Genomic DNA, 24,485 nt, shown 5'->3' with positions numbered 1-24,485 from the left:
GGTGATCAGTGACCCATTCCCAGTCCGCCGTCAACGGGGATGACGGCTCCAGTGATGTACGAGGCGTCGTCCGAGGCGAGGAACCGCACCGTCGCGGCGATCTCCTCCGGCTGCGCGTACCGGCCCAGCGGCACCTGCGACACGATGTTCGACCGCTGCTCGTCGGTGAGCGCCTTGGTCATGTCGGTGTCGACGAAGCCGGGCGCGACGACGTTGAAGGTGATGTTGCGCGAGCCCAGCTCACGGGCGAGGGAGCGCGCGAAGCCGACCAGGCCGGCCTTGGAGGCGGCGTAGTTCGCCTGCCCCGCGCTGCCGAGCAGTCCCACGACGGACGAGATGAGCACGACGCGGCCCTTCTTGGCCCGCAGCATGCCCCGGTTGGCGCGCTTGACGACCCGGAAGGTGCCGGTGAGGTTGGTGTCGACGACGGAGGTGAAGTCCTCCTCGGACATCCGCATCAGGAGCTGGTCCTTGGTCACGCCGGCGTTGGCGACGAGGACCTCGACGGGACCGTGCGCCTCCTCGATCTCCTTGTAGGCCTGCTCCACCTGCTCGGCGTCGGTGATGTCGCACTTGACGGCGAGGAAGCCAGCCGGCGGCTCACCCGAGCGGTACGTGATCGCAACCTTGTCGCCGGCGTCGGCGAAGGCGCGGGCGACGGCGAGGCCGATGCCCCGGTTGCCTCCGGTGACGAGAACCGAGCGGCTCAACGGATCACCCTTTCGATAGGGGTCTGACACACCCGCCCGGACCCGTGGAGAGCAGGCGGCTTCCCCGAAAACCTATCGGTCGCGGACCGGCCGGGGACATTCGGGCACCCACAGTGGCTTACGGGGCTGACTGTCGGGTCCCTACAGAAGGAAGCGCGCCCCCGGACGGAAACCTGTGGTCCGCGAGCGGGATGGGCGCCATGATCGGAGCGACCACGGGCCACACCCCGTCCCCGTCGACAGAAAGAGATGCCGGTGTCTCATAGCATCGACGAAACCTTCACCGCCCTGCCTCTACGCGCCCTCGCCGACGCCGCCCTCGCACGCGCGCGTGCGCTCGGGGCCGAGCATGCGGACTTCCGGCTGGAGCGGGTGCGCAACGCCTCCTGGCGGCTGCGGGACGCCAGGCCCGCCGGGTCCTCCGACACCACCGACCTCGGGTACGCGGTGCGCGTCGTGCACGGCGGTACGTGGGGCTTCGCCTCCGGCGTGGACCTCACCCTGGACGCCGCCGCCAGGGTCGCCGGGCAGGCGGTGGCGATGGCGAAGCTGTCCGCGCAGGTGATCAGGGCGGCCGGATCGAAGGAGCGTGTCGAACTCGCCGACGAGCCCGTGCACGCCGACAGGACGTGGATCTCGTCGTACGAGACCGATCCGTTCACGGTGCCCGACGAGGAGAAGTCGGCGCTGCTGGCCGAGTGGAGCGCGCGGCTGCTCGCGGCCGATGGGGTCGACCACGTCGACGCGTCGCTGCTCACCGTGCACGAGAACAAGTTCTACGCGGACACCGCCGGGACCGTGACCACGCAGCAGCGGGTGCGGCTGCATCCGGTGCTGACCGCCGTCTCGGTGGACGACTCCAGCGGCGAGTTCGACTCCATGCGGACGCTGGCGCCGCCCGTCGGCCGCGGCTGGGAGTACCTGACCGGCACCGGCTGGGACTGGGACCGCGAGCTGGCCGAGCTCCCCGGGCTGCTCGCCGAGAAGATGCGGGCGCCGAGCGTCGAGCCGGGGCTGTACGACCTGGTCGTCGACCCGTCCAACCTGTGGCTGACCATCCACGAGTCCATCGGGCACGCCACCGAGCTGGACCGGGCACTCGGCTACGAGGCCGCCTACGCCGGCACCTCCTTCGCCACCTTCGACCAGCTCGGCAAGCTGCGTTACGGCTCGGAGCTGATGAACGTCACCGGCGACCGCACCGCCGAGCACGGGCTGGCCACCATCGGGTACGACGACGAGGGCGTCGCGGGGCAGTCCTGGGACCTGGTGAAGGACGGCACGCTGGTCGGCTACCAGCTCGACCGGCGCATCGCCCGGCTGACCGGCTTCGAGCGGTCCAACGGGTGCGCGTACGCCGACTCCCCCGCCCACGTACCGGTGCAGCGCATGGCCAACGTGTCGCTGCGGCCCGACCCGGGCGGGTTGTCGACCGAGGACCTGATCGGGGGCGTGGACCGCGGGATCTACGTCGTCGGCGACCGGTCCTGGTCGATCGACATGCAGCGGTACAACTTCCAGTTCACCGGGCAGCGGTTCTTCCGGATCGAGAACGGACGGCTCGCCGGCCAGCTGCGCGACGTCGCCTACCAGGCGACGACCACCGACTTCTGGGGGTCCATGGCGGCCGTCGGCGGCCCGCAGACGTATGTCCTGGGCGGTGCCTTCAACTGCGGCAAGGCCCAGCCCGGCCAGGTCGCGGCCGTCTCGCACGGCTGCCCGTCCGCCCTGTTCAAGGGAGTCAACATCCTCAACACCACCCAGGAGGCCGGTCGATGAGCGCCCACCCCGACAAGGCACACAAGGCGCACAAGCCGCACGAGATCGTCGAGCGGGCGCTGGAGCTGTCCCGGGCGGACGGCTGCGTCGTGATCGCCGACGAGCACTCCACCGCCAACCTGCGCTGGGCGGGCAACGCGCTGACCACCAACGGCGTCACGCGCGGGCGCACGCTCACCGTCGTCGCCACCGTGGACGGCAAGGAGGGCACGGCCTCGGGGGTGGTGTCGCGGTCCGCCGTGACCGTGGACGAGCTGGAGCCGCTGGTGCGGGCCGCCGAGGCCGCGGCACACGGCTCCGGGCCCGCCGAGGACGCCCAGCCGCTGGTCACGGGGGTGCCCGAGTCCCCCGACTTCACCGACGCGCCGGCCGAGACGTCGTCCGCCGTGTTCGCCGACTTCGCGCCGGCGCTCGGCGAGGCCTTCGCACGCGCGCGTGCGGGCGGCCGTGAGCTGTACGGCTTCGCCAACCACGAGATGGTGTCGACCTACCTGGGCACGTCGGCGGGGCTGCGGCTGCGCTGCGACCTGCCCACCGGGACGCTGGAGCTGAACGCCAAGTCACCGGACCGCACCCGGTCGGCCTGGGCCGGACGCTCCACACGGGACTTCGAGGACGTCGACCCGGCGGCGCTCGACGCGGAGCTGGCCGTACGCCTGGGCTGGGCCGAGCGGCGGGTGGAGCTGCCCGCCGGCCGGTACGAGACGCTGCTGCCGCCGACCGCGGTCGCGGACCTGCTGATCTACCAGCTGTGGTCGTCCTCGGGCCGGGACGCCGCCGAGGGGCGGACGGTGTTCTCCAGGCCGGGCGGCGGCACCCGCGTGGGCGAGCGGCTGAGCGAGCTGCCGCTGAGCCTGCGCAGCGACCCGGACGAGCCGGGCCTGGAGACGGCGCCCTTCGTGGTGGCGCACTCGTCGGGGGACGACGAGTCGGTCTTCGACAACGGGCTGCCGGTGCGGGCCACCGACTGGATCCGGTCGGGCGAGCTGGCGCACCTGACCACCACCCGGCACAGCGCGGCGCTGACCGGGCTGCCGGTGGCCCCGGCGATCGGCAACCTGATCCTGGACGGCGGCGACGGCCGTTCCCTGGAGGAGATGGTCGCCGCCACCGAGCGCGGGCTGCTGCTGACCTGCCTGTGGTACATCCGCGAGGTCGACCCGGCGACGCTGCTGCTCACCGGCCTGACCCGGGACGGCGTGTACCTCGTGGAGAACGGCGAGGTGACGGGTGAGGTGAACAACTTCCGGTTCAACGAGTCGCCGGTGTCCCTGCTGGGCCGGGCGGCCGAGGCGGGCCGGACGGAGCGGACGCTGCCCCGGGAGTGGAGCGACTGGTTCACCAGGGCCGCGATGCCGGCGCTGCGCATCCCGGATTTCCACATGAGCTCTGTCAGCCGGGGCGTATAACCTCGTAGTCGGCTGTCACCCGACTGCCCGAAGATCGTTTCGAGTCCATCGAACATCTTCCGCTGTAGCTCATCTAGGAGACACGAGAACCGTGACGGACATCGTCGACGAGCTGAAGTGGCGTGGGCTGTTCGCCCAGTCCACTGACGAGGACGCTTTGCGCAAGGCGCTCGCGGACGGTCCCGTCACGTTCTATTGCGGCTTCGACCCGACCGCCCCGTCGTTGCACGTGGGGCACCTGGTGCAGGTGCTCACCGTGCGCCGGCTCCAGCAGGCCGGCCACCGGCCGCTGGCGCTGGTCGGCGGGGCCACGGGCCTGATCGGCGACCCGCGCCCGACCGCGGAGCGCACGCTGAACTCGCCGGAGACCGTCGCGGGCTGGGTCGATAAGCTGCGCGGCCAGATCGAGCCCTTCCTGTCCTTCGAGGGCGAGAACGCGGCCTTGATGGTCAACAACCTCGACTGGACGCAGGGCCTGTCGGCGATCGAGTTCCTGCGGGACATCGGCAAGCACTTCCGCGTCAACAAGATGCTGACCAAGGACTCCGTCGCCCGGCGCCTGGAGTCCTCCGAGGGCATCAGTTACACGGAGTTCAGCTACCAGCTGCTGCAGGCCATGGACTTCCTCCAGCTCTACCGCCGCTACGGCTGCGTGCTGCAGCAGGGCGGCAGCGACCAGTGGGGCAACCTCACGGCCGGACTGGACCTGATCCACCGGCTGGAGCCGGAGGCCGCCGTCCACGCCTTCGCGACGCCGCTGATGACCAAGGCGGACGGCACCAAGTTCGGCAAGACCGAGGGCGGCGCCGTCTGGCTCGACCCGGAGATGACCACGCCGTACGCGTTCTACCAGTTCTGGCTGAACGTGGACGACCGGGACATCTCGACGTACCTGCGCATCCTGTCCTTCAGGTCCCGCGAGGAGCTGGAGGAGCTGGAGAAGCAGACCGAGGAGCGCCCGCAGGCCCGGGCCGCGCAGCGGGCGCTGGCCGAGGAGCTGACGACGCTGGTGCACGGCGCCGACCAGACGGCCGCCGTGATGGCCGCGTCCAGGGCCCTGTTCGGCCAGGGCGACCTGGCGGAGCTGGACGAGCGGACGCTCGCCGCGGCGCTCTCCGAGGTGCCGCACATCCGGGTCGCCGAGCCGGGACCGGTCGTGGACTTGTTCGCCGAGGTCGGTCTGGTCGCCAGCAAGTCGGCCGCCCGCCGCACGGTGAAGGAGGGCGGCGCCTACGTGAACAACGTCAAGGTCGCCGGCGAGGACGCGGTCCCCGCCAAGGAGGACCTGCTGCACGGGCGCTGGCTGGTGCTGCGCCGGGGCAAGAAGAACCTGGCCGCGGTCGAGGTCACCGGCTGAGCGGACGCGCCAGGGGGCGGTACCCGGTCACGGGACCGCCCCCGGCTCGTGCGCCGGTCCGGCCGTCCAGGCCGGGATCAGGCTCTGCGCCTGTCGCCGCGAACCTTCATGTAGAGCACGTCACCGATGGCGACGATGACGATCGCGGCGGCGAGCTGGAAGATGTGGCGCCACCAGTCGATGCCGGAGGTCGCCCCGACGCCGGCCGCACGGGCGATCGCGTTGCCCGCGATCGCTCCGAGCATGCCGAAGATGGTGGTCAGCCACAGCGGACTGTGCTGCTTTCCCGGAATGATCGCCTTGGCGATCAGACCGAGTACGAATCCGACGATGATCGCCCACAACCAGCCCATGGCTGCCTCCTCGTACGGGTCTACGTGAGCATTTCCGCCAGTCTCGGGCCGTACCGCGAATGGCGCATGCCGGGTACGCCCGGCCGGGGGACCGCGCCGCTCGGTCCGGCGCACGGGACCCGTGCGGGCGGGGCCCGACCCGGTCTCGTGGCGGGCGCGGACGCGGCGTAACGTGGGAGGGGTCCCGGACCGCCGTCCCCGAGCGGCCGCGGACGAAGGACGGGGCGGGGAAGGTCCGATGCGGGCGGATGGTGAGATGTGATGCGGAAGCAGAGCGGCGGCGGCAACGCCCAGGTGTTCCGGATCACCGGAGCCCGGGCGGGCCTCCAGGAGGACGTGCGCGGACGGCAGCGCCGCTATGTGATCTCGATGTCGGTCCGTACGGTGTCGGTGATCCTCGCGGCCTCGCTGTGGAACGTGGAACGGCACGTCGCGATCGTGGCACTGGTGCTCGGCGCGGTACTCCCCTACATCGCGGTGGTGATCGCCAACGCCGGGCGGGAGAACGCGCCGTCGCTGCCGAACACGTTCGTGACCGCGCCGCCCCCTCCGATGCTGGGGGCGTCGCAGCCGCGGGACGGCTTCACGGACCCCGCGCCGGAGGACGCCGCGTCCCGGCCAGGCGCGGCTACGGGCGGCGAGCCGCGCGAGGGGCCCTGAGCGGGGCGGCACTGGCCGGACGAAGGTCACGTACGCGCCAAGCTCAGGAAAAGCTCAGATCAATCATGTAGTTCCGGTGCCGGGCGAGCGGTTACCCGTGACATACTTCGTACGCGCTCCGCATCCCCCGTCGGAGCGACGGACCGACGCCGGGCAGCTCCCCCCGTGGCTGCTCGGCGTCGCCCTTTTGGTGGGCCGAACGGGTTAGGGTCGCCCTGTGATGGTCCCTGATCCCGATACGCCGATCTGTTCCGCCAAGGGCTGCCGTGAGGCCGCCGTGTGGGTGCTGGCGTGGAACAACCCGAAGCTGCACACTCCCGAGCGGCGCAAGACGTGGCTCGCCTGCGAGGAGCATCGGGAGCACCTGTCGCAGTTCCTGGGGGTGCGGGGGTTCTTGAAGGACGTCGTGAAGTTCGAGGACTGGCCGGAGCGGCAGGGCTGAGGGCCGCGTCCGTGCGGTCTCGCACCCCTGACCGTCGTCGTCAGCCCCCGATGGCGGACATCGGCCGGTCCGGCTGCACGAACGCCGGGTCGTCGAGGCCCGCGCCCGCCTTCTTGCCCCACATGGCCAGCTTCCAGATGCGGGCGACCTCCTCGTCCGGGGCGCCGGAGCGCAGGGCGGCGCGCAGGTCGGTCTCCTCGGTGGCGAACAGGCAGGTGCGTACCTGGCCGTCGGCCGTCAGACGGGTGCGGTCGCAGGCCGAGCAGAAGGGGCGGGTGACGGAGGCGATGACGCCGACCACGTGCGGGCCGCCGTCGACCAGCCAGCGCTCCGCCGGGGCGGAGCCGCGCTTTTCCGAGCCTTCGGCGGTCAGGTCGAAGCGGGTGCGCAGCGAGGTCAGGATGTCACCGGCGGTGATCATGCCCTCGCGCTTCCAGCCATGCTGGGCGTCCAGGGGCATCTGCTCGATGAAGCGCAGCTCGTAGTCGTGCTCGACCGCCCAGGCCAGCAGGTCGGGGGCCTCGTCGTCGTTGAGCCCCGGCATCAGGACGGAGTTGACCTTGACCGGGGTCAGTCCGGCCTCCCGGGCGGCGTGCAGGCCCTCCAGGACGTCCTTGTGGCGGTCACGGCGGGTGAGGGTCTTGAAGACGTCCGGGCGGAGCGTGTCCAGCGAGACGTTGACCCGGTCCAGACCGGCCTGCTTCAGGGCGGTCGCCGTGCGCTTCAGGCCGATGCCGTTGGTGGTGAGGGACATCTGGGGACGCGGCTCCAGGGCGGCGACACGCTCGACGATGCCGACCAGGCCGGGCCGCAGCAGGGGCTCACCGCCGGTGAAGCGGACCTCCTCGATACCGAGCGAGGTGACCGCGATGTCGATGAGGCGGACGATCTCGTCGTCGGTCAGGAGATCAGGCTTGGCCAGCCACTGCAGGCCTTCCTCGGGCATGCAGTAGGTGCAGCGCAGATTGCAGCGGTCGGTCAGCGAGACCCTCAGGTCGGTCGCCACGCGGCCGTAGGTGTCGATGAGCACTGGGCCCCCTCCCTCGACGCGGATCGGCGGAGCGTTTCTGTCCCCCGACACCTGCGAGCCTACGCGACCCCACCGACATCGACAGCGGCCCGATCCCACGACGTACGAAGCGGCCCGGTCGTAGGGACCTACGACGGGGCCGCTTCGTAGGGAACTACGACACGGAACCACTACACCGAGCTACGCCGGGGAGCTACGACGAGGCCGCTTTTCCGGACGGCTCAGTGCGCGCCGGTGCCGGTCAGGGAGCGGACCTCCAGCTCGGCGTACTTGCCGGTGTCGGGCTTCTCCTTGGACAGGACCGTGCCGAGCCAGCCCATGAGGAAGCCGAACGGGATGGAGATGATGCCGGGGTTCTTCAGCGGGAACCAGGCGAAGTCGACGTCGGGGAACATCGCCTTCGGGTCGCCGGAGACCACGGGCGAGAACAGCACCAGGCCGACCGCCACGATCAGGCCGCCGTAGATCGACCACAGCGCGCCCTGGGTGGTGAACCGCTTCCAGAACAGGCTGTAGAGGATGGTCGGCAGGTTGGCCGAGGCGGCGACCGCGAAGGCCAGGGCGACCAGGCCGGCCACGTTGAGGTCGCGGGCGAGGGCGCCCAGGGCGATGGAGACGACGCCGATGAAGACGGTCGCCCAGCGTGCGGCGCGGACCTCCTCGGCGCCGGTGGCCTTGCCCTTGCGGATGACGTTGGCGTAGATGTCGTGCGCGAAGGAGGACGACGAGGCCAGGGTGAGGCCGGCGACCACGGCGAGGATGGTCGCGAAGGCCACCGCCGAGATCGTGGCGAGCAGGATCGCGCCCCAGGCCGAGTCGACACCGCCCAGATGCAGGGCGAGCAGCGGCGCGGCCGTGTTGCCGGACGGGTTGGACGCGATGATCTCGTCCTGCGAGATGAGCGCCGCGGCGCCGAAGCCGAGCGCGATGGTCATCAGGTAGAAGGCGCCGATGATGCCGATCGCCCAGTTCACGGACTTACGGGCGGCCTTGGCGTTGGGCACGGTGTAGAAGCGGATCAGGATGTGCGGCAGGCCCGCGGTGCCGAGCACCAGGGCGATGCCGAGGGAGATGAAGTCCAGCTTGGAGGTGCCGCTGCCGCCGTACTGGAGGCCGGGTTCCAGGAAGGCGGCGCCCTTGCCGCTGTTCTCGGCGGCGGTGCCCAGCAGGTCGGAGATGTTGAAGTTGAACTTCAGCAGCACCAGGAAGGTGATCAGGATGGTGCCGCCGATGAGCAGTACGGCCTTGACCATCTGCACCCAGGTGGTGCCCTTCATGCCGCCGATGGAGACGTAGACGACCATCAGGAGGCCGACCAGGGCGACGATGAGGATCTTGCCGGCGTCCGAGGTGATGCCGAGCAGCAGCGAGACCAGGACACCGGCGCCCGCCATCTGGGCCAGCAGGTAGAAGATCGAGACGACGATCGTGGAGGTGCCGGCGGCGGTGCGGACCGGGCGCTGGCGCATCCGGTAGGCGAGGACGTCGCCCATGGTGTAGCGGCCGGAGTTGCGCAGCGGCTCGGCGACCAGGAGCAGCGCGACCAGCCAGGCGACCAGGAAGCCGATGGAGTAGAGGAAGCCGTCGTAGCCGAAGAGGGCGATGGCGCCGGCGATGCCCAGGAAGGACGCCGCCGACATGTAGTCGCCGGAGACCGCGAGCCCGTTCTGGAACGCGCTGAACTGCCGGCCGCCCGCGTAGAAGTCGGCGGCGTCCTTGGTCTGGCGGCCGGCCCAGACGGTGATGAAGAGGGTCGCGACGACGAACAGCGCGAACAGGGTGATGATGAGCGGCCGGTGCTCGCTGGCCTCGTTGGCGGCGAGGTCGACGGCGAGAACGGTGTGCTGTGCGGGGCTCATGCGCCGCCCTCCATCCGGGACTTGATGGCCTCGGCCTTGGGGTCGAGCTTCGCGGCGGCGTGCCGCGAGTACCACCAGGCGATGAGGAACGTGGTGACGAACTGGGCGATGCCGAAGACGAAGGCGACGTTGATGTTGCCGAACAGCTTCGTGCCCATGAAGCCGCCCGCGTAGTTGGACAGCAGGACGTAGAGCAGGTACCAGGCGACGAAGGCGATCGTCAGGGGGAAGGCGAAGGAGCGGAAGGAGCGGCGCAGTTCACCGAACTCAGCGCTCTGCTGCACCTCGGTGAACTCCTCGGTGGAGGGGAGCCGGTGTTGCTCTTTCGAGGGGGGCGGTGCGTCGGCGGCCACGGAGTCTCCTCGTACGACGGACATGACGGCGGTTACCTCGGTCTTTCTCGCAGGGGGCCGGTCGTGCTCGGGCTCCCTGCCCAACGACACGGCGGTCCGCGGGCACCGGTTCAACATCCGGCCCACTTTCCCAAGTCACCTTCGGGAAGTCATTGCTGGCCAGGGACCGCGGGGGATAGCTTCACCCTGCACCACCCGTCATGTACCTGCCCGAGCACCACCTGTGTCTCGGGCCGGTCCCGTTTTCCGGATGATGTGGAGACCCCATGGCTCATCTGCCTTCCAGACGCCGGCTCGCCCTCACGGTGCCGCTCGCGCTGTCGCTGACCGTGTCGCTCGGCGCACTCGGCTCCCTGCCGGCGTCCGCGTCGGCCGTGCCGCGCACCCAGCCGGTGGCCGAGGCCTCCGACGCGCCGGAGCTGGCGTACGTCGTCAACACCAAGACGGACCGCCGCACACTCGCGTCGGTGAAGAAGGCGATAGCCGCGGCCGGCGGCAGTGTCGTGATCACGTACGACCGGATCGGCGTGATCGTCGTCCACTCGTCCAACCCGGACTTCGGCAAGGAGATACGCGCGGTCCGCGGGGTGCAGTCGGCGGGTGCGACGCGCACCGCGCCGCTGGTCGCCGCCGGGACGACGGACGCGGGCGCGGCGGAGTTCCTGACCGACGAGCAGGCCGCGCGGGCCGCCGAGGCGTCCGCGCCGGACATGGAGCCGCTCGAGGCGGACCAGTGGGACCTGCGCGCGATAGGCGCCGACAAGGCCGCGAAGATCAACCCCGGCAGCGACAAGGTCACGGTCGCCGTGATCGACACCGGCGTCGACGACACCCACCCGGACCTCGCCCCGAACTTCTCCGCCGCCCAGTCGGCGAACTGCGTCGGCGGCAAGGCGGACACCAGCGAGGGCGCCTGGCGGCCGTACACCGACGACGACTACCACGGCACCCATGTGGCCGGCGAGATAGCCGCCGCCCGCAACGGCGTCGGCGTGGCCGGTGTCGCGCCGGGCGTGAAGGTGTCCAGCATCAAGGTGAGCGACCCGCACAACGGGCTCTTCTACCCGGAGAACGTCGTCTGCGCGTTCGTGTTCGCCGCCGACCACGGCGTCGAGATCACGAACAACAGCTACTACATTGATCCGTGGCTGTACAACTGCATGGACGACCCCGACCAGCGGGCGATCGTCGACGCCGTCAACCGTGCCCAGCTGTACGCCCAGCGCAAGGGCACCCTCCACCTGGCCTCGGCGGGCAACTCCAACCACGACCTGGCCTCCGACGCGATCGTCGACGACTCCAGCCCGGACGACTCCACGCCGGTGACGCGGACCATCGACCCGAGCGAGTGCCTCGACCTGCCGACCCAGCTGCCCGGCGTCGTGACGGTCAGCGCGACCGGCGTGCAGAACATCAAGTCGTACTACTCCACGTACGGCAGGGGCGTCGTCGACGTGGCGGCGCCGGGCGGCGACCGCAAGTACCAGATCCCGGACACGCCGTCGAAGAACGGCCGGATCCTGTCCACCATGCCCAACAACGAGTACGCCTTCCTCCAGGGCACCTCGATGGCCTCGCCGCACGCCGCCGGCGTCGCCGCGCTGCTGAAGTCCCGGTACCCGTGGCTGCGCCCGGCCGCACTGCAGGCGCTGCTGAAGGTGCAGGCGGACGAGCAGGCCTGCCCGGCCTCCTACGACCAGGACGGCGACGGCACCCAGGACGCGGTGTGCGAGGGCGGCAAGTACCGCAACGGCTTCTACGGCGCCGGCATCGTCAACGCCCTCAAGGCGGTGAAGTGACCGCCATGGCCCGCAATCCCCGCACCTCGGACGAACGGGAGACCTCGCACGTGACAGCGTTCCGCCCGCGGCACCGCCGCGCCCTGGTGCTTCCGGCCGGACTGGCCGCGGTGACGGCCTTCGCGCTCCTGCCGGGCACCCCGGCCGCCGCCGCACCGGCCCCGTCCGGCACGGCGGCGGACACCTCGTTCAGCCATGTCGTCAACGTCCGCGCCGGGCACGGCCCCTCGGACCGCGTGAAGCGGGCGATCGCCGAGGCCGGCGGCACGATCGTGACGTCGTACGACCGGATCGGCGTGGTGGTCGTCCACTCGCCGAACCCGGACTTCGCCAAGACGGTCCGCAAGGTGCCGGGCGTGGCATCGGCCGGCGCCACCCGCACGGCACCGCTGCCGTCGGCCGCCACGACGGACATGGGCACGCCGAAGGTGCTCGGCGCGGAGGAGATCGCCGCCGCCGAGGCCGTGGAGGGCCAGGACCCGCTGCAGCCCCTCCAGTGGGGCCTGCCCGCCATCAAGGCGGACCGGGCTCACGAGAAGTCGCTCGGCAGCAGCGAGGTGACCGTCGCGGTCATCGACACCGGCGTCGACGACACCCACCCGGACATCGCGCCGAACTTCGACCGCGAGGCCTCCGTCAACTGCGTCTCGGGCAAGCCGGACACCAGCGACGGCGCCTGGCGGCCCGGGGCCGGGGAGAGCCCGCACGGCACGCACGTGGCCGGTGAGATCGCCGCCGCGAAGAACGGCATCGGCATGACGGGTGTCGCGCCCGGTGTGAAGGTCTCCGGCATCAAGGTGTCCAACCCGGACGGCTACTTCTACACCGAGGCCGTGGTGTGCGGGTTCATGTGGGCGGCCGAGCACGGCGTCGACGTGACCAACAACAGCTATTACACCGACCCGTGGTACTTCAACTGCAAGAACGACCCCGACCAGAAGGCCCTGGTCGAGGCGGTCACGCGGGCTTCGCGGTACGCGGAGAAGAAGGGCGCGGTCAACGTCGCGGCGGCCGGCAACGAGAACTACGACCTCGCGGCCGACGAGATCACCGACCCGGTCTCCCCGAACGACTCCACGCCCTCGGACCGGGTGATCGACCCCTCCGAGTGCCTGGACATCCCGACCCAGCTGCCGGGTGTCGTCACGGTCGCGGCGACCGGCGCCAAGGGCCTGAAGTCGTCGTTCTCCAACTACGGCCGGGGCGTCGTCGACATCGCGGCCCCCGGCGGCGACTCGACGGCGTACCAGAGGCCGGAGCCGCCCGCGACCAGCGGGCTGATCCTGGGCACGCTGCCCGGCGGCAGGTGGGGCTACATGGCCGGTACGTCGATGGCGTCGCCGCATGTCGCGGGCGTCGCCGCGCTCATCAAGTCGACGCATCCGTACGCTCCGCCGGCCATGGTGAAGGCACTGCTGTACGCCGAGGCCGACGCCACGGCGTGCACCGACCCGTACGACATCGACGGCGACGGCAAGGTGGACGCGGTGTGCGAGGGCCCGAAGAACCGCAACGGTTTCTACGGCTGGGGCATGGCGGACGCGCTGGACGCCGTCACGCGATAAGCACCGACCGTCCGTCCTGCCCTGTTGAGACAGGACACCAGGCGGGGCACCGCCTGTTGAGGCCGGACACCGCCTATTGAGGTCGGACACCTCGGACATTGACTCGGTCAATACTGCATAGTGCAGTCATGACTGGCATCGAGTCCGCTTGGTCCGCTCTGGGCGGCGACCCCGCCCTGCTCTCCCGGGTCACCACGGTGGCCCGGGAGAACGCGCTTTCGGCACGCCTTCCGGTGCGCGAGGCGGCGCGGGCCTCGGTGGGTGCCTGCGCGCTGGCGGGCGCCGAGCTGGCGGCACGACGGTCCGGGGACGGGGACACACCCGCCGTACAGGTGGACGACGCCGCCGTCGCGACGGCGTTCACCAGTGAGCGGCATCTGCTGGTGGACGGGCAGGCGGCGGAGACGTTCGCGCCGTTGTCGCGGTTCTGGCGGACGGCGGACGGGTGGGTGCGGACGCACGCGAACTATCCGCACCACCGGGAGCGGCTGCTCGCCGCACTGGGGGTGCCAGGGGACGTCTGCGCGGTGGAGTCGGCCCTCGCCGAACGGTCCGCCACGCGGACCGAGGAGGCCGTGTACGCGGCCGGGGGCCTGGCCGTCGCGCTGCGCACGCCCGAGGAGTGGGCCGCCCACGAGCAGGGTGCGGCGGTGGCGGCCCGGCCACTGGTGGAACGCGGCCGGCTCGGCCCGGCACGCGCGCGTGCCTTCCCGCCGGTCCCCACCGCTCCCCTGCTGCCCGCCGCCGGCGTACGCGTCCTGGACCTGACCCGGGTCATCGCGGGCCCGGTCGCCACCCGAACCCTCGCCCTGCAAGGCGCGGACGTCCTGCGCATCGACGCCCCGCAGTCGCCGGAACTGCCCGGCCAGCACGCCGACACCGGCTTCGGGAAGCGGTCGGCACGGCTGGACCTCGCCGCCGACCGGGCCGTGTTCGAGGAGCTGCTCGGGGCGGCGGACGTCGTCGTCACCGGATACCGGCCGGGCGCGCTCGACCGGTTCGGCCTGTCTCCCGAGGCGCTGGCCGAGCGGCGGCCCGGCCTGGTCGTGGCGCAGCTGTCGGCGTGGGGGACGTCCGGGCCGTGGGCGGGCCGGCGCGGGTTCGACAGCCTGGTGCAGACGGCCACCGGGATCGCCGTCGCCGAGGGGACGCCGCAGCGGCCGGGGGCGCTGCCCGCACAGGCCCTCGACCACGGCAGCGGCTATCTGCTGGCCGCGGGCGTACTGCGGGCGCTGACCGACCAGACGGCCGAGGGCGGCAGCCGGTACGTCGGGGTGGCGCTGGCCCGTACGGCGGCGTGGCTGGCGGCGCCGCGGCCGGCCGGTGAGGTCCGGCCGGACGACGCCGGCGGCACGGACCGCCCGGGACCTGGGGAGTGGCTCGCCGAGCGGGACTCCGGCATCGGACGGTTGCGGTACGCCCTGCCGCCGGTGTCCTTCACCGGCGGTCCGGCCGACTGGGCCCGGCCGCCGGGGGTCTGGGGGTCGGACGCCGCGCGGTGGCTGTGAGGGCCGTACCGCGGTCCGGGGCGGCCGAAGGCGTACCCATGGGCGGAATGCCGTACCGCCAGTTGTTTTCCTGAACTTGCCCCGTTCTGGTGGAGCTGGTGAAGATCTTGAGGTGACCTTGATAAGACCCACGTCCCGGGTGCCCGACACCGGCCGGCACGCGCGGCCGCGTTCCGGTACGGGCATCGGCCGGGCCGCGGCCGTGCTGGTGCTGGTGGCACTGGGGGCGCTCATACCCCTGTTCGGCCCGTCCCCCGCGCTGCACGGCACCGGGGAGGCCGCCGCTCCCGGCACCGGTGGCATAGCCCTGCTGCGCACGGTGCTGTTCGCGGCGCTGGCCGTCCCGGCCGGCGAGCTGTTCGTCGACCGGCTCGCCCGGTCCCTGCCCGGAGCTCCCCGGAACCGGCCCCGCAGCTGGTCCCCGCATGCGGCGGTCGCCGGATTCGTCGCCGCGCTGGCCCTCGCCTCGGTGGTGGCGACGGGCAACCTGGTGCCGGGCAGCCTCGCCGAGATCGACGCGGGTGGCCTGTACGCGTCCCGCGACGGCAAGCTCGCGCTGCTGGAGGTCAACGCGTTCCTCGTGGCCGGCCTGTGCGCGGTCTCCCGCCGGCCCGGCACCCAAGTCTGGCCGCTGGCCGCCGTCGTGGCCGCCGAGGCCCTGCGCGCCCACCCGCCGACGGGGTACAGCCCGCTGATCGGCTCCGGGCTGACGCTCATCCATCTGACCTGTGCCTCGCTGTGGGTGGGCGGTCTGCTCCACGCACTGCGGACGCTGCGGCACTGGCACGGCGCCGAGGCGGGACCGGCCCTGCTGGGGCTCTACGCGCGCGTGGCGGCCGTGCTGCTCGCCGCCATCACCGCGACGGGCGTGTGCAGTTCGCTGCGCCGGATGCCGCCCGGCACCATCGTGGACCAGCTGACGGCCACCGCCTACGGCCGCGTACTGCTCGCCAAGGTGCTCCTCGTGGCGGCCGTCGCCGCCCTCGCCCTGTGCGCGCGGCTCCGGCTGAGCCGCGGGGCGGACCCGCTGGCCGCCTGCTCCCCCGCCCGCGCGGAGGTGGCCGTGCTGGGCGCGGTGGTCGCCGTGTCGGGCCTGCTGACGGCCCTTCCGCTGCCGATCCGCTGGTGACGGCGTGAGCGCCCGCGGCAAGGACCGCGCGCCGGGCCGGACTTGACGGAAGGACCGACGGAACCGATGCGGGCGTGGCCCCTGCGGAACGGGGTTGTCAGTCGCGGCCCGTATCCTCAGTGACCATGCTCGAAGACCAGACGACCGCAGCGTCCTCCCCCACAGCGTGGCCGGCCGCGTATCCGCAGGGATACGCGGTCGTTGACGTGGAGACCACCGGCCTGGCCCGCGACGACCGCATCATCTCGGCGGCCGTCTACCGGCTGGACGCGCGCGGCGAGGTCGAGGACCACTGGTACACGCTGGTCAATCCGGAGCGGGACCCGGGCCCGGTGTGGATACACGGTCTGACGAGCGACGTGCTCGAAGGGGCGCCGCTCTTCCGGGACGTCGCCGAGGAGTTCGCGGGCCGGCTCGACGGGCGGGTGCTGGTCGCGCACAACGCCGTCTTCGACTGGCAGATGATCGCCCGCGAGTACGCACGCGCGGAGCGCGAGGCTCCCGTGCGCCAGCGGCTGTGCACCATCGCGCTCGCCAAGGAGCTGGCCCTGCCGCTGCCCAACCACAAGCTGGAGTCGCTCGCCGCGCACTTCGGCGTCGTCCAGCGGCGGGCGCACCACGCGCTGGACGACGCGCGCGTGCTGGCCGAGGCGTTCCGGCCGAGTCTGCGCGCGGCGGCGGCGGGCGGGCTCAGACTGCCGCTGCACGAGTGCCGTCCGCTGACCGAGTGGTCGGACCGCCCCGCACCGCTCATCGGCCGGCAGGCGGGCTACGGCGGCTATCGGCCCGGCGGTTGGCGCCCCTCCCGCAAGAGGCCCGCATGCCCCTATCCCAACCCGGGCCGGTACGAAGAGGGCAAACGCCTCAAGCAGGGCATGCGGGTCGCCTTCTCGGGTGACACGTCGGTCGAGCGGGAGCTGCTGGAGGACCGCGCGACGGAGGCCGGGCTGCACGTGGCGACCAGCCTGTCCCGGCTGACCAGCCTGCTGGTCACCAACGATCCGGACTCGGGCACCTCGAAGGTGGTCAAGGCACGGCAGTACGGGACGCCGGTGGTGGACGAGGCGGCGTTCGGGCAGCTGCTGGGAGACGTCGAGCCGGCGGACGGGTGAGCCGGGAGGCCGAACGGGGTGAAACCCGTACGGACGGGTGATTACCGGGCGACTCGCCCGACGCCCGCTCGCCCGCGCCGCGGCGACGGCTCACCCTGTGGCGCATGGCGACATGTGAAGTCTGCGGCAACAGCTACGGCATGACCTTCGAGGTGCACGCGCAGGGCGCGGTGCACGTCTTCGACTGCTTCTCCTGCGCGATCCACCGCATGGCCCCCATCTGCGAGCACTGCCGGGTGCAGATCATCGGGCAGGGCGTCGAGGTCGAGGGCCACTGGTACTGCGGCGCCCACTGCGCCCGCTCCGAGGGAAAGGCGGGAATCGTCGACCGCGTCTGACCGCACCCCCGTGCGAGCACCCCGCGACCGAGTTGTACCGTCGTGGGGTGTACCGCTTCCTGTTGTCCCGGCAGTGGGTGATCCTCACACTGGTCGCCCTGCTCCTCATCCCCACGATGATCAGGCTGGGCTTCTGGCAGATGGACCGCTACGAGCAGCGGACCGCCCGGAACGAGCTGGTCGCCGAGGCGCTGGACGCCCGGGCGGTACCCGTGGAGCGGCTGACCTCGCCCGGCCACACCGTCACCAGTGACGAGCGGTACCGCAGCGTGACCGCGACGGGCCGCTTCGACACCGACGACGAGGTCGTCGTCCGCCGCCGCACCAACGGCGACGACAAGGTCGGCTACCACGTCCTGACCCCGTTCGTCCTCGACGACGGCAGGGTCCTGCTGGTCAACCGGGGCTGGGTTCCCGCGAGCGACGCCGGCCAGACCGCGTTCCCCGAGATCCCCGCGCCGCCCGGCGGCGAGCTGACCGTCACCGGGCGGCTGATGCCCGACGAGACGACCGCCGCGAGCGGTATCAAGGACCTCGAGGGCCTGCCGGAGCGGCAGATCATGCTGATCAACAGCGAGCAGGAGGCGGCGCGGCTGGACGCCGAGGTGCTCGGCGGTTACATCGTGCTGACGGCGCCCGAGCCGAAGGGCGCCCTCCCCGAGCCGATCGGCAGGCCCGGCGACGAGGACGCCGCGCTGAACTACGCGTACGCGGTCCAGTGGTGGCTGTTCGCGGCGGCCGTCCCCGTCGGCTGGTTCTTCCTGGCCCGCCGCGAGGCCCGGGAGCGGGCGGAGAAGGCCCAGGAGGAGGCCGAGGGCACGGAAACCGTGGGCACGGAGACCGAGGCCGGGGAGACCGAGGCCACGGAGACCGAGAGCCGGGCGGCGCCGGCTTCGGCCGCGGAGACGGCGACGACGGTGCGGACGGGGCAGCAGACGGGGTGACCGCCCCCCGCGGAGATTGCGCCGTCACTGGTCGGGAAGACGGAAACCCGTGCATCCCCGTATCGAGGACTACGCAATCATCGGCGACGAGCAGACCGCGGCCCTGGTCGGCACGGACGGCTCCGTGGACTGGCTGTGCCTGCCCCGTTTCGACTCCGCCGCCTGCTTCGCCAGGCTGCTGGGCGACGCGGACAACGGCCACTGGCGCATCGCCCCCAAGGGCGCCGAGCGCTGTACCCGCCGCGCCTACCGCCGCGACACTCTCGTCCTGGACACCGAGTGGGAGACCGACGGCGGCGCGGTCCGGGTCACCGACTTCATGCCGCAGCGCGACCGCGCCCCGGACGTCGTCCGCGTCGTGGAGGGCCTGCGCGGTGAGGTGACCGTGCACAGCGTGCTCAGGCTGCGCTTCGACTACGGCTCGATCGTGCCCTGGGTGCGCCGGACCGACGGCATGCGGGTGGCGGTCGCCGGACCGGACTCGGCGTGGCTGTACAGCACGCCGGAGGTACGCACCTGGGGCGAGGACTTCGGAACGCACGCGGAGTTCACCGTGGCCGCGGGCGAGAAGGTCGCGTTCGTGCTGACCTGGCACCCCTCGCACGAACCGCCTCCCCCGCCGATCGACCCGTACGAGGCCCTGGACCACAGCGTCACCGACTGGCGGGCCTGGGCCGCGCACTGCCGCTACGACGGCCCGTACCGGGACGCCGTCGTCCGCTCCCTGATCACCCTGAAGGCGCTCACCTACAAGCCGACCGGCGGCATCGTGGCCGCCGCCACCACCTCGCTTCCCGAGGAACTGGGGGGCGTGCGCAACTGGGACTACCGCTACTGCTGGCTGCGCGACTCCACGCTCACCCTGAGCGCTCTGCTGGCGGCCGGCTACCTGGAGGAGGCGGAGGCCTGGCGCGACTGGCTGCTGCGCGCGGTCGCGGGCAGCCCGGCGGACCTGCAGATCATGTACGGCGTGGCGGGCGAGCGCCGGCTGCCCGAGTACGAGCTGCCGTGGCTGGCCGGGTTCGCCGGCTCGCGCCCCGTACGGATCGGCAACGACGCCGTCAACCAGGTCCAGCTGGACGTGTACGGCGAGGTGATGGACACCGTCTCGCTGGCCCGGAGGGCGGGCATGCCGCCCAAGCCGCAGATGTGGGAGCTGCAGCGCGCCCTGATGGGCTTCCTGCGCACCGCGTGGCGGGAGCCGGACGAGGGGCTGTGGGAGGTGCGCGGCGGGCGGCGCCAGTTCGTGCACTCCAAGGTGATGTGCTGGGTGGCCGCCGACCGGGCCGTGCGCACCCTGGAGGACCACCCGGAGCTGGGCGGCGACCTGGAGGGCTGGCGGGCCCTGCGCGACGAGATCCACCGCGACGTGTGCGAGAACGGCTACGACCCGGAGCGCAACACCTTCACCCAGTACTACGGCTCCCGGGAGCTGGACGCCGCGCTGCTGTTCATCCCCCGGGTCGGCTTCCTGCCGCCGGACGACCCGCGGGTGGTCGGCACCATCGACGCGATCGCCCAGGAACTGACCAGCGGGGGCCTGGTGCACCGCTACAGCACCCTGGACGGCGTCGACGGGCTGCCGGGCCACGAGGGCACCTTCCTGGTGTGCTCCTTCTGGCTCGCGGACGCCCTGCACATGGCGGGCCGGACCAAGGAGGCCCGGGAGCTGTTCGAGCGGCTGGTGGGGCTCGCCAACGACGTGGGGCTGCTGTCCGAGGAGTACGACCCGGTGGCCAGCCGCCAGTTGGGCAACTTCCCGCAGGCCTTCAGCCACATCGGCCTGGTGCACACCGCCCTCGCCCTGTACGGGGACGAGGGGGCAGGATAGGGGCCATGGATCTTGGACTGAAGGACCGGGTGTACGTCGTCACGGGGGCCACCCGCGGGCTGGGCAACGCCGCCGCGCGCGAGCTGGTCGCCGACGGCGCGAAGGTGGTCGTGACCGGCCGGGACGAGAAGGGCGCCGCCGACGCGGCCGCCGCGCTGGGCCCGGACGCGGTCGGCGTGGCCGCCGACAACGCCGACCCGCGGGCCGCCGACCGGCTGATCGCCACCGCGCGGGAGCGGTTCGGCCGCTTCGACGGCGTCCTGGTCAGCGTCGGCGGGCCACCGCCGGGGTTCGTCGCCGACAACACCGACGAGCAGTGGCAGGCCGCGTTCGAGTCGGTCTTCCTCGGTGCGGTGCGGCTCGCCCGGGCGGCGGCGGCCGAACTGGACGCGGGAGGCGTCATCGGTTTCGTGCTGTCGGGCTCGGTGTACGAGCCGATTCCGGGGCTGACCATCTCCAACGGGCTGCGGCCCGGGCTGGCCGGCTTCGCCAAGTCCCTCGCGGACGAACTGGGCCCGCGCGGCGTCCGCGTCGTCGGCCTGCTGCCGGGCCGCATCGACACGGACCGCGTGCGGGAGCTGGACGGTCTGTCGGCCGATCCGGAGGCGACCCGGGCGGAGGCCGAGTCGCGCATTCCGCTGCGCCGGTACGGGATGCCCGACGAATTCGGCCGCGCGGCGGCGTTCCTGCTGTCCCCGGCGGCGTCGTACCTGACGGGCATCATGCTGCCGGTGGACGGCGGCGTACGGCACGGGTTCTAGACCGGGCCGGGTACGGGGACCGCTCGATCCCCGGGGCCCGCCATGGGTCTCACGGGCCGGGGACACGGAGCCGGGCCGGGGACACGGAGCCGGGCCGGGGACACGGCCCGCCCGGAGTCACCGGAGTCCGAGGCCCACCGGGCCGGGCCCCCGGGCGCCGGGCCCCGGACAGGGGATCGGCTCCGTTTCCGGCCCGGCGGCCGGGGACCCTCAGCTGACCCGCTCCGCCCGATGCCTGACGCCGCTGAGCCGGACCTCCGCCGGCAGGGCGGCGAGGCCGGTGGCGCCGCGGGCGTGGGCGAGGGCGTGCGTGGCGAGGCCGTCCAGGGCGGTGCCGGGGTCGACGTGCGGTTCGAGGCGGAGCCACACGCGGCTCTCCGGGGCCAGGCGCCGCCCGGTCAGCCGGACGCGGGCCCGATCGACGCCGTCGAGCCGGCCCGCCTCCTCGGCGAGCGCGCTCTCCAGCGCCCGTCCGCGCAGCGCTGCGCTCTCGCCGTCGCCGGTGTCGACCAGCACCTCGGCGAGCCGGCGGCGACGCAGCACCGCGGCCAGCCACCACAGGGCGAGCAGCAGCAGGACGGCGAGCGCGGCGATCACCACCGGCCACCACCAGCCGGCGTCCCGCCACCGAGTCCGCTCGGCGTCGCTGAGCAGCACGTCGTCGCGTCCCTGGTGGATCCACCAGGAGGGCGCGGGGGCGCCCAGCCCGACGGCGAGCACGGAGCCGCCGAGGACCAGCAGGACCAGGCCCACGAGCCCGAGCAGCACACGATTGACGGTTCCGAGCACGGCCCTCATCCCTTCCGTCCGGGCCGGGTCACCCGTACCGACAGAGCGGGCGGCCGGGCCAGGCCCAGCCCCGTCACCGCGTCGGCCAGGGTGGTGTCCAGCTCGGTGCGTACGTCGTCCAGTTCCCGGAAGTGCGACACCGCGCGGACCCGGGCCTTCCTGCGGCGCACCCGGACCCGCGCCGACTGCACCCCGGCGACCTCCATCGCCCGGTCGCGCAGCACGATGGCGGCGGCGTCGCGGTGCAGCCCGGCCCGTACGTCCGTATGGGTGCGCCGCATCGGCAGCAGGTCCCGCAGGCCGGGTGTGACGGCCAGCAGGAGCAGCCACAGGCCGAGGGCGGCGGCGACGCCCGCGCCGACCAGCACCCAGGTGTCGTCGAGCGGGCGCTCGGCCAGCTGCCGGGCCAGTTCCTTGCGCCAGGCGAAGGCGCTCCGGCCGGCGCGCACGGCGACGACGTCGTAGAGGAAGACGCCGGTGACGGCCAGGAGCAGCAGTGCGACCAGGCCGGCGGGGACCCGGCGGGCCGACCAGAAGCGACCGGCGCGGCCACCGCTGCCGTGGCCACCGCCGTCACCGCCGCGGTCGCCGTCTCCCTCCAGCAGGGGCGGGGGCGGCGGCTGCGCTCCGGACTCCTTCTCCAGCACCGGCAGCCGTCGCGTGCTGCCGGTGTCCTCGTGGGGTTCGCTCATTCGGTCCTCCCCTGTCCGGCGCCGTGCCCCGGCGCCAGGTGCAGGCGCTCCACCTGGACGGCGACCTCCGGCACCGCCATGCCCACCAACGCGCGTACCCGCTGGACGACTTGGCGACGCACCTGGCCGCAGCGGGCGCCGATGTCGCAGGGATAGTCGAGGTCGAGGTGGACATGGACGCGGGCCGTGTCGTGGTGCACGGCCACGGTCGCGTGAGGGCGTGCGGCGTCCGGCGGGAGCCGGCCCACCGCCTCGCGCGCCGCCTGGGCCGCCACCTTCGCGACGACCCGGTCGGCGATCCGTGTCGCTCCGCGCTCGCCCGGCGGCACGACTCCCGCCGGCGCGTGGAGGTCACCGGCCGCGCTGCTCACCCCGGTCACCGCCGGCTGTCGCGACTACGGAAGAAGTCGCCGAGTTCCAGGTCCCCCTCGAGGAACCGGCCGACGACGAAACCGACGGCGCCCAGCGCCGCCACCAGCAGGAAGGCGCCGAATCCGCCGAAGTACCCGGCGAAACCCAGGGCCATTCCGGCGATCAAGCCGACCACGGCCTTGTTCATGATGGGCTCTCCTTACGTCGGGTCATTTGATCCGCGGTTCCTGTTCCTCCTCGTCCTCTTCGTCGGGCAGCTTCACATCGCTCACCGCGATGTTGACCTCGACGACTTCCAGCCCGGTCATCCGCTCGACCGCGGCGATCACGTTCTCCCGCACGTTCCGGGCGACGTCGGAGATCGACACGCCGTACTCGACGACGATCTCCAGGTCGAGGGCGGTCTGCTTCTCGCCGACCTCGGCCTTCACACCGCGCGACACCGACTTGGTGCCGCCGGGGACGCGGTCGCGCACCGCGCCGAAGGTGCGGGACAGCCCGCTGCCCATGGCGTGCACACCGACGACATCGCGTGCCGCCATTCCGGTGATCTTCTCCACCACCCCGTCCGCGATGGTGGTCCGTCCCCGGGTCCCGGGGTCGCCTCCCCCGCGCCTGGCGGACTGCCCCTTGCCAGGGCTCGAGCCCTCCGACATGTCCTGCCCGGACCGGCCCCGCTCAGTTGTCTCACTCATCGCCGTACGTCCCTTTCGGTCGTCGTCCTGCGACCACGGTAAGTGCGGTTGCGCGGTTGCGCGCCGGGGATGCGGCAGGCTGGAGGAATGACGACGGCTGACCGGTGGACACAAGCGGTGCGGGAACAGTTGGGGCTCGGGCGATTCCTGCCGCTGGGCGGCCCGCGGGACGGAGCGTGGATCGCCGAGCGGGCGGCGCGGGAGGTGCTGCTCGGCGCGGTGCGCGACGTGGCGGGCGTACGGGTGGACGGGCTGCGCATCGCCCTCGCGGACCCGCGGGAGGCGCACGACCCGGTCGTACCGCCGCCTCCGAGCGCCCTGGCGCCCGGGTCGCTGCGGATGACGGCCGAGGTCGCGGCGACCATGTCCGAGCCACTGCCGAGCACGACCGCTCGCCTGCGCATCGCCCTGGCGGGCGCGGCGTCGGCGCGGCTCGGGCTGACGGTCACGGACGTGGACCTGCGGGTGACGACGCTGCTGGACTCCGAGCCGACGCCGGCCGGGCGCCCGGAGCCGGGGCACGCGCCGGAACGCGGCGACCGCGGCACGGGGCACGACGGCGACACGGGGCACGACGACATGGGGCACGACGGTGAGGGCGACGCGGGCCGGGCGGCCGGCGCCGCGCTGGCGGTACCGGGCGTGACCCGGCTGACGGGCGCGCTGGGCCGCGCGGTCACCATCGAGGAACGGTCCGACGGCACGGCCCTGCCGCACCGGCACGTCCGGCTGGAGTGCGCGGTGGGCAGGGATCACCGGGCCGTGGAGGTGGCCCGCCGGGTCCGTACCGCGGTGCGGGACGCCCTTCCGGACCACCCGTCGGTGGCGGTGCTGGTGACGGCCGTCGACTGACCCGGCCGGACGGCCCGCCGGCGGTGCGGCAGGCCCCGGCGGCCCGCCCACCCGCCGGCCCATCGCCTGCACCGTCACCGGGGCGAAGGCGGCCCCGCGCACGACGGCGGCGCCCGCGGCCGGCTCCCTCGACGCGGGAGGGGCCG

General features: G+C 72.6%; 25 protein-coding genes. 15 read left to right on the top strand and 10 right to left on the bottom strand.

The window, feature by feature from the left end; all coding sequences use genetic code 11:
- Window positions 1-5: 5 nt before the first annotated feature.
- Complete coding sequence (fabG, locus tag ACLGIH_RS26890; protein WP_416527862.1) at window positions 6-710, bottom strand: 3-oxoacyl-[acyl-carrier-protein] reductase; 705 nt, start codon at window positions 708-710, stop codon at window positions 6-8.
- A 255-nt stretch (window positions 711-965) separates the two neighbouring features.
- Between fabG and ACLGIH_RS26885 the strand changes: the two genes are divergently transcribed.
- The 3 genes from ACLGIH_RS26885 to tyrS all read left to right on the top strand — a co-directional run bounded on the left by ACLGIH_RS26885 (window position 966) and on the right by tyrS (window position 5,255).
- A complete protein-coding gene (locus tag ACLGIH_RS26885; protein WP_416527861.1) occupies window positions 966-2,489 on the top strand; it encodes a TldD/PmbA family protein in 1,524 nt (507 codons plus the stop codon).
- Window positions 2,486-3,898, top strand: a complete 1,413-nt coding sequence (locus tag ACLGIH_RS26880; RefSeq protein ID WP_416527860.1) for a metallopeptidase TldD-related protein — start codon at window positions 2,486-2,488, stop codon at window positions 3,896-3,898. Before ACLGIH_RS26885 ends, ACLGIH_RS26880 begins: the two co-directional genes overlap by 4 nt.
- 91 nt (window positions 3,899-3,989) lie before the next feature.
- Window positions 3,990-5,255: a tyrosine--tRNA ligase gene (gene tyrS, locus ACLGIH_RS26875; RefSeq protein WP_416527859.1), complete on the top strand. Its 1,266-nt coding sequence runs from the start codon at window positions 3,990-3,992 to the stop codon at window positions 5,253-5,255.
- Window positions 5,256-5,332: 77 nt separating this feature from the next.
- On the opposite strand, the gene ACLGIH_RS26870 is transcribed toward tyrS, so the two are convergent.
- A complete protein-coding gene (locus ACLGIH_RS26870; protein ID WP_416527858.1) occupies window positions 5,333-5,608 on the bottom strand; it encodes a GlsB/YeaQ/YmgE family stress response membrane protein in 276 nt (91 codons plus the stop codon).
- A 261-nt stretch (window positions 5,609-5,869) separates the two neighbouring features.
- Here ACLGIH_RS26870 and ACLGIH_RS26865 point away from each other — a divergent pair, with 261 nt between their 5' ends.
- Both ACLGIH_RS26865 and ACLGIH_RS26860 read left to right on the top strand, forming a co-directional pair.
- Window positions 5,870-6,268 (top strand): DUF3099 domain-containing protein, encoded by a 399-nt coding sequence (locus ACLGIH_RS26865; protein ID WP_416527857.1) that lies wholly within the window; start codon window positions 5,870-5,872, stop codon window positions 6,266-6,268.
- 220 nt (window positions 6,269-6,488) lie between these two features.
- On the top strand, window positions 6,489-6,710 hold the full coding sequence (locus tag ACLGIH_RS26860; protein WP_416529484.1) for a hypothetical protein: 222 nt from the start codon (window positions 6,489-6,491) through the stop codon (window positions 6,708-6,710).
- Between the two features lie 40 nt (window positions 6,711-6,750).
- Here the strand turns inward: ACLGIH_RS26860 and moaA are convergent, their stop codons facing one another.
- The 3 genes from moaA to ACLGIH_RS26845 form a co-directional block, all read right to left on the bottom strand.
- The gene (gene moaA, locus ACLGIH_RS26855) at window positions 6,751-7,740 is read right to left on the bottom strand and encodes a GTP 3',8-cyclase MoaA (RefSeq protein ID WP_416527856.1); all 990 of its coding nucleotides are present in this window, start codon (window positions 7,738-7,740) and stop codon (window positions 6,751-6,753) included.
- Window positions 7,741-7,961: 221 nt separating this feature from the next.
- Entirely contained in the window at window positions 7,962-9,599 is a 1,638-nt protein-coding gene (locus ACLGIH_RS26850; protein WP_416527855.1) for a solute symporter family protein, read from the bottom strand.
- The gene (locus ACLGIH_RS26845) at window positions 9,596-9,952 is read right to left on the bottom strand and encodes a DUF485 domain-containing protein (protein WP_416527854.1); all 357 of its coding nucleotides are present in this window, start codon (window positions 9,950-9,952) and stop codon (window positions 9,596-9,598) included. The genes ACLGIH_RS26850 and ACLGIH_RS26845 overlap by 4 nt, the downstream gene beginning before the upstream one ends.
- A 266-nt stretch (window positions 9,953-10,218) precedes the next feature.
- Between ACLGIH_RS26845 and ACLGIH_RS26840 the strand changes: the two genes are divergently transcribed.
- The 9 genes from ACLGIH_RS26840 to ACLGIH_RS26800 all read left to right on the top strand — a co-directional run bounded on the left by ACLGIH_RS26840 (window position 10,219) and on the right by ACLGIH_RS26800 (window position 20,939).
- On the top strand, window positions 10,219-11,751 hold the full coding sequence (locus tag ACLGIH_RS26840; RefSeq protein ID WP_416527853.1) for a S8 family peptidase: 1,533 nt from the start codon (window positions 10,219-10,221) through the stop codon (window positions 11,749-11,751).
- A gap of 50 nt (window positions 11,752-11,801) precedes the next feature.
- Entirely contained in the window at window positions 11,802-13,316 is a 1,515-nt protein-coding gene (locus tag ACLGIH_RS26835; protein ID WP_416529483.1) for a S8 family serine peptidase, read from the top strand.
- 128 nt (window positions 13,317-13,444) lie between these two features.
- Complete coding sequence (locus ACLGIH_RS26830) at window positions 13,445-14,824, top strand: CoA transferase (RefSeq protein ID WP_416527852.1); 1,380 nt, start codon at window positions 13,445-13,447, stop codon at window positions 14,822-14,824.
- A gap of 112 nt (window positions 14,825-14,936) precedes the next feature.
- Window positions 14,937-15,953: a CopD family protein gene (locus ACLGIH_RS26825; protein ID WP_416527851.1), complete on the top strand. Its 1,017-nt coding sequence runs from the start codon at window positions 14,937-14,939 to the stop codon at window positions 15,951-15,953.
- A gap of 125 nt (window positions 15,954-16,078) precedes the next feature.
- Window positions 16,079-17,065: a DEDDh family exonuclease gene (locus ACLGIH_RS26820; RefSeq protein ID WP_416527850.1), complete on the top strand. Its 987-nt coding sequence runs from the start codon at window positions 16,079-16,081 to the stop codon at window positions 17,063-17,065.
- A 104-nt stretch (window positions 17,066-17,169) separates the two neighbouring features.
- The gene (locus tag ACLGIH_RS26815) at window positions 17,170-17,403 is read left to right on the top strand and encodes a hypothetical protein (RefSeq protein ID WP_416527849.1); all 234 of its coding nucleotides are present in this window, start codon (window positions 17,170-17,172) and stop codon (window positions 17,401-17,403) included.
- Window positions 17,404-17,450: 47 nt separating this feature from the next.
- Window positions 17,451-18,347, top strand: a complete 897-nt coding sequence (locus ACLGIH_RS26810) for an SURF1 family cytochrome oxidase biogenesis protein (RefSeq protein WP_416527848.1) — start codon at window positions 17,451-17,453, stop codon at window positions 18,345-18,347.
- A gap of 16 nt (window positions 18,348-18,363) precedes the next feature.
- Window positions 18,364-20,178: a glycoside hydrolase family 15 protein gene (locus ACLGIH_RS26805; RefSeq protein ID WP_416527847.1), complete on the top strand. Its 1,815-nt coding sequence runs from the start codon at window positions 18,364-18,366 to the stop codon at window positions 20,176-20,178.
- 5 nt (window positions 20,179-20,183) lie between these two features.
- The gene (locus tag ACLGIH_RS26800; protein ID WP_416527846.1) at window positions 20,184-20,939 is read left to right on the top strand and encodes an SDR family oxidoreductase; all 756 of its coding nucleotides are present in this window, start codon (window positions 20,184-20,186) and stop codon (window positions 20,937-20,939) included.
- A 210-nt stretch (window positions 20,940-21,149) separates the two neighbouring features.
- Here ACLGIH_RS26800 and amaP read toward each other — a convergent pair whose 3' ends face one another.
- The 5 genes from amaP to ACLGIH_RS26775 are packed head-to-tail and all read right to left on the bottom strand — an operon-like array spanning window position 21,150 to window position 23,487.
- Window positions 21,150-21,737: an alkaline shock response membrane anchor protein AmaP gene (amaP, locus tag ACLGIH_RS26795; protein WP_416527845.1), complete on the bottom strand. Its 588-nt coding sequence runs from the start codon at window positions 21,735-21,737 to the stop codon at window positions 21,150-21,152.
- The gene (locus ACLGIH_RS26790) at window positions 21,734-22,420 is read right to left on the bottom strand and encodes a DUF6286 domain-containing protein (RefSeq protein ID WP_416527844.1); all 687 of its coding nucleotides are present in this window, start codon (window positions 22,418-22,420) and stop codon (window positions 21,734-21,736) included. Before ACLGIH_RS26790 ends, amaP begins: the two co-directional genes overlap by 4 nt.
- Window positions 22,417-22,800, bottom strand: a complete 384-nt coding sequence (locus tag ACLGIH_RS26785) for a hypothetical protein (protein WP_416527843.1) — start codon at window positions 22,798-22,800, stop codon at window positions 22,417-22,419. Before ACLGIH_RS26785 ends, ACLGIH_RS26790 begins: the two co-directional genes overlap by 4 nt.
- Complete coding sequence (locus tag ACLGIH_RS26780; protein WP_416527842.1) at window positions 22,797-22,979, bottom strand: hypothetical protein; 183 nt, start codon at window positions 22,977-22,979, stop codon at window positions 22,797-22,799. Before ACLGIH_RS26780 ends, ACLGIH_RS26785 begins: the two co-directional genes overlap by 4 nt.
- 22 nt (window positions 22,980-23,001) lie before the next feature.
- On the bottom strand, window positions 23,002-23,487 hold the full coding sequence (locus ACLGIH_RS26775; protein WP_416527841.1) for an Asp23/Gls24 family envelope stress response protein: 486 nt from the start codon (window positions 23,485-23,487) through the stop codon (window positions 23,002-23,004).
- A gap of 87 nt (window positions 23,488-23,574) precedes the next feature.
- Between ACLGIH_RS26775 and ACLGIH_RS26770 the strand changes: the two genes are divergently transcribed.
- The gene (locus ACLGIH_RS26770; RefSeq protein WP_416527840.1) at window positions 23,575-24,339 is read left to right on the top strand and encodes a nucleopolyhedrovirus P10 family protein; all 765 of its coding nucleotides are present in this window, start codon (window positions 23,575-23,577) and stop codon (window positions 24,337-24,339) included.
- The last annotated feature ends 146 nt before the right edge of the window (window positions 24,340-24,485 follow it).

This window comes from Streptomyces hamibioticus (assembly GCF_047946815.1).
Taxonomy (GTDB): domain Bacteria; phylum Actinomycetota; class Actinomycetes; order Streptomycetales; family Streptomycetaceae; genus Streptomyces.
Note: the sequence above shows the minus strand (reverse complement) of the source record. Positions and strands in the feature narration are given on the sequence as shown.

Excerpts from the sequence above, each read along its gene's own strand:
- ACLGIH_RS26880 (WP_416527860.1), top strand. The coding sequence starts at position 2,486 with ATGAGCGCCCACCCCGACAAGGCACACAAGGCGCACAAGCCGCACGAG.
- ACLGIH_RS26870 (WP_416527858.1), bottom strand. The coding sequence starts at position 5,608 with ATGGGCTGGTTGTGGGCGATCATCGTCGGATTCGTACTCGGTCTGATC.
- ACLGIH_RS26865 (WP_416527857.1), top strand. The coding sequence starts at position 5,870 with ATGCGGAAGCAGAGCGGCGGCGGCAACGCCCAGGTGTTCCGGATCACC.
- ACLGIH_RS26860 (WP_416529484.1), top strand. The coding sequence starts at position 6,489 with ATGGTCCCTGATCCCGATACGCCGATCTGTTCCGCCAAGGGCTGCCGT.
- ACLGIH_RS26850 (WP_416527855.1), bottom strand. The coding sequence starts at position 9,599 with ATGAGCCCCGCACAGCACACCGTTCTCGCCGTCGACCTCGCCGCCAAC.
- ACLGIH_RS26840 (WP_416527853.1), top strand. The coding sequence starts at position 10,219 with ATGGCTCATCTGCCTTCCAGACGCCGGCTCGCCCTCACGGTGCCGCTC.
- ACLGIH_RS26830 (WP_416527852.1), top strand. The coding sequence starts at position 13,445 with ATGACTGGCATCGAGTCCGCTTGGTCCGCTCTGGGCGGCGACCCCGCC.
- ACLGIH_RS26820 (WP_416527850.1), top strand. The coding sequence starts at position 16,079 with ATGCTCGAAGACCAGACGACCGCAGCGTCCTCCCCCACAGCGTGGCCG.
- ACLGIH_RS26815 (WP_416527849.1), top strand. The coding sequence starts at position 17,170 with ATGGCGACATGTGAAGTCTGCGGCAACAGCTACGGCATGACCTTCGAG.
- ACLGIH_RS26800 (WP_416527846.1), top strand. The coding sequence starts at position 20,184 with ATGGATCTTGGACTGAAGGACCGGGTGTACGTCGTCACGGGGGCCACC.
- amaP (WP_416527845.1), bottom strand. The coding sequence starts at position 21,737 with ATGAGGGCCGTGCTCGGAACCGTCAATCGTGTGCTGCTCGGGCTCGTG.
- ACLGIH_RS26790 (WP_416527844.1), bottom strand. The coding sequence starts at position 22,420 with ATGAGCGAACCCCACGAGGACACCGGCAGCACGCGACGGCTGCCGGTG.
- ACLGIH_RS26780 (WP_416527842.1), bottom strand. The coding sequence starts at position 22,979 with ATGAACAAGGCCGTGGTCGGCTTGATCGCCGGAATGGCCCTGGGTTTC.
- ACLGIH_RS26775 (WP_416527841.1), bottom strand. The coding sequence starts at position 23,487 with ATGAGTGAGACAACTGAGCGGGGCCGGTCCGGGCAGGACATGTCGGAG.
- ACLGIH_RS26770 (WP_416527840.1), top strand. The coding sequence starts at position 23,575 with ATGACGACGGCTGACCGGTGGACACAAGCGGTGCGGGAACAGTTGGGG.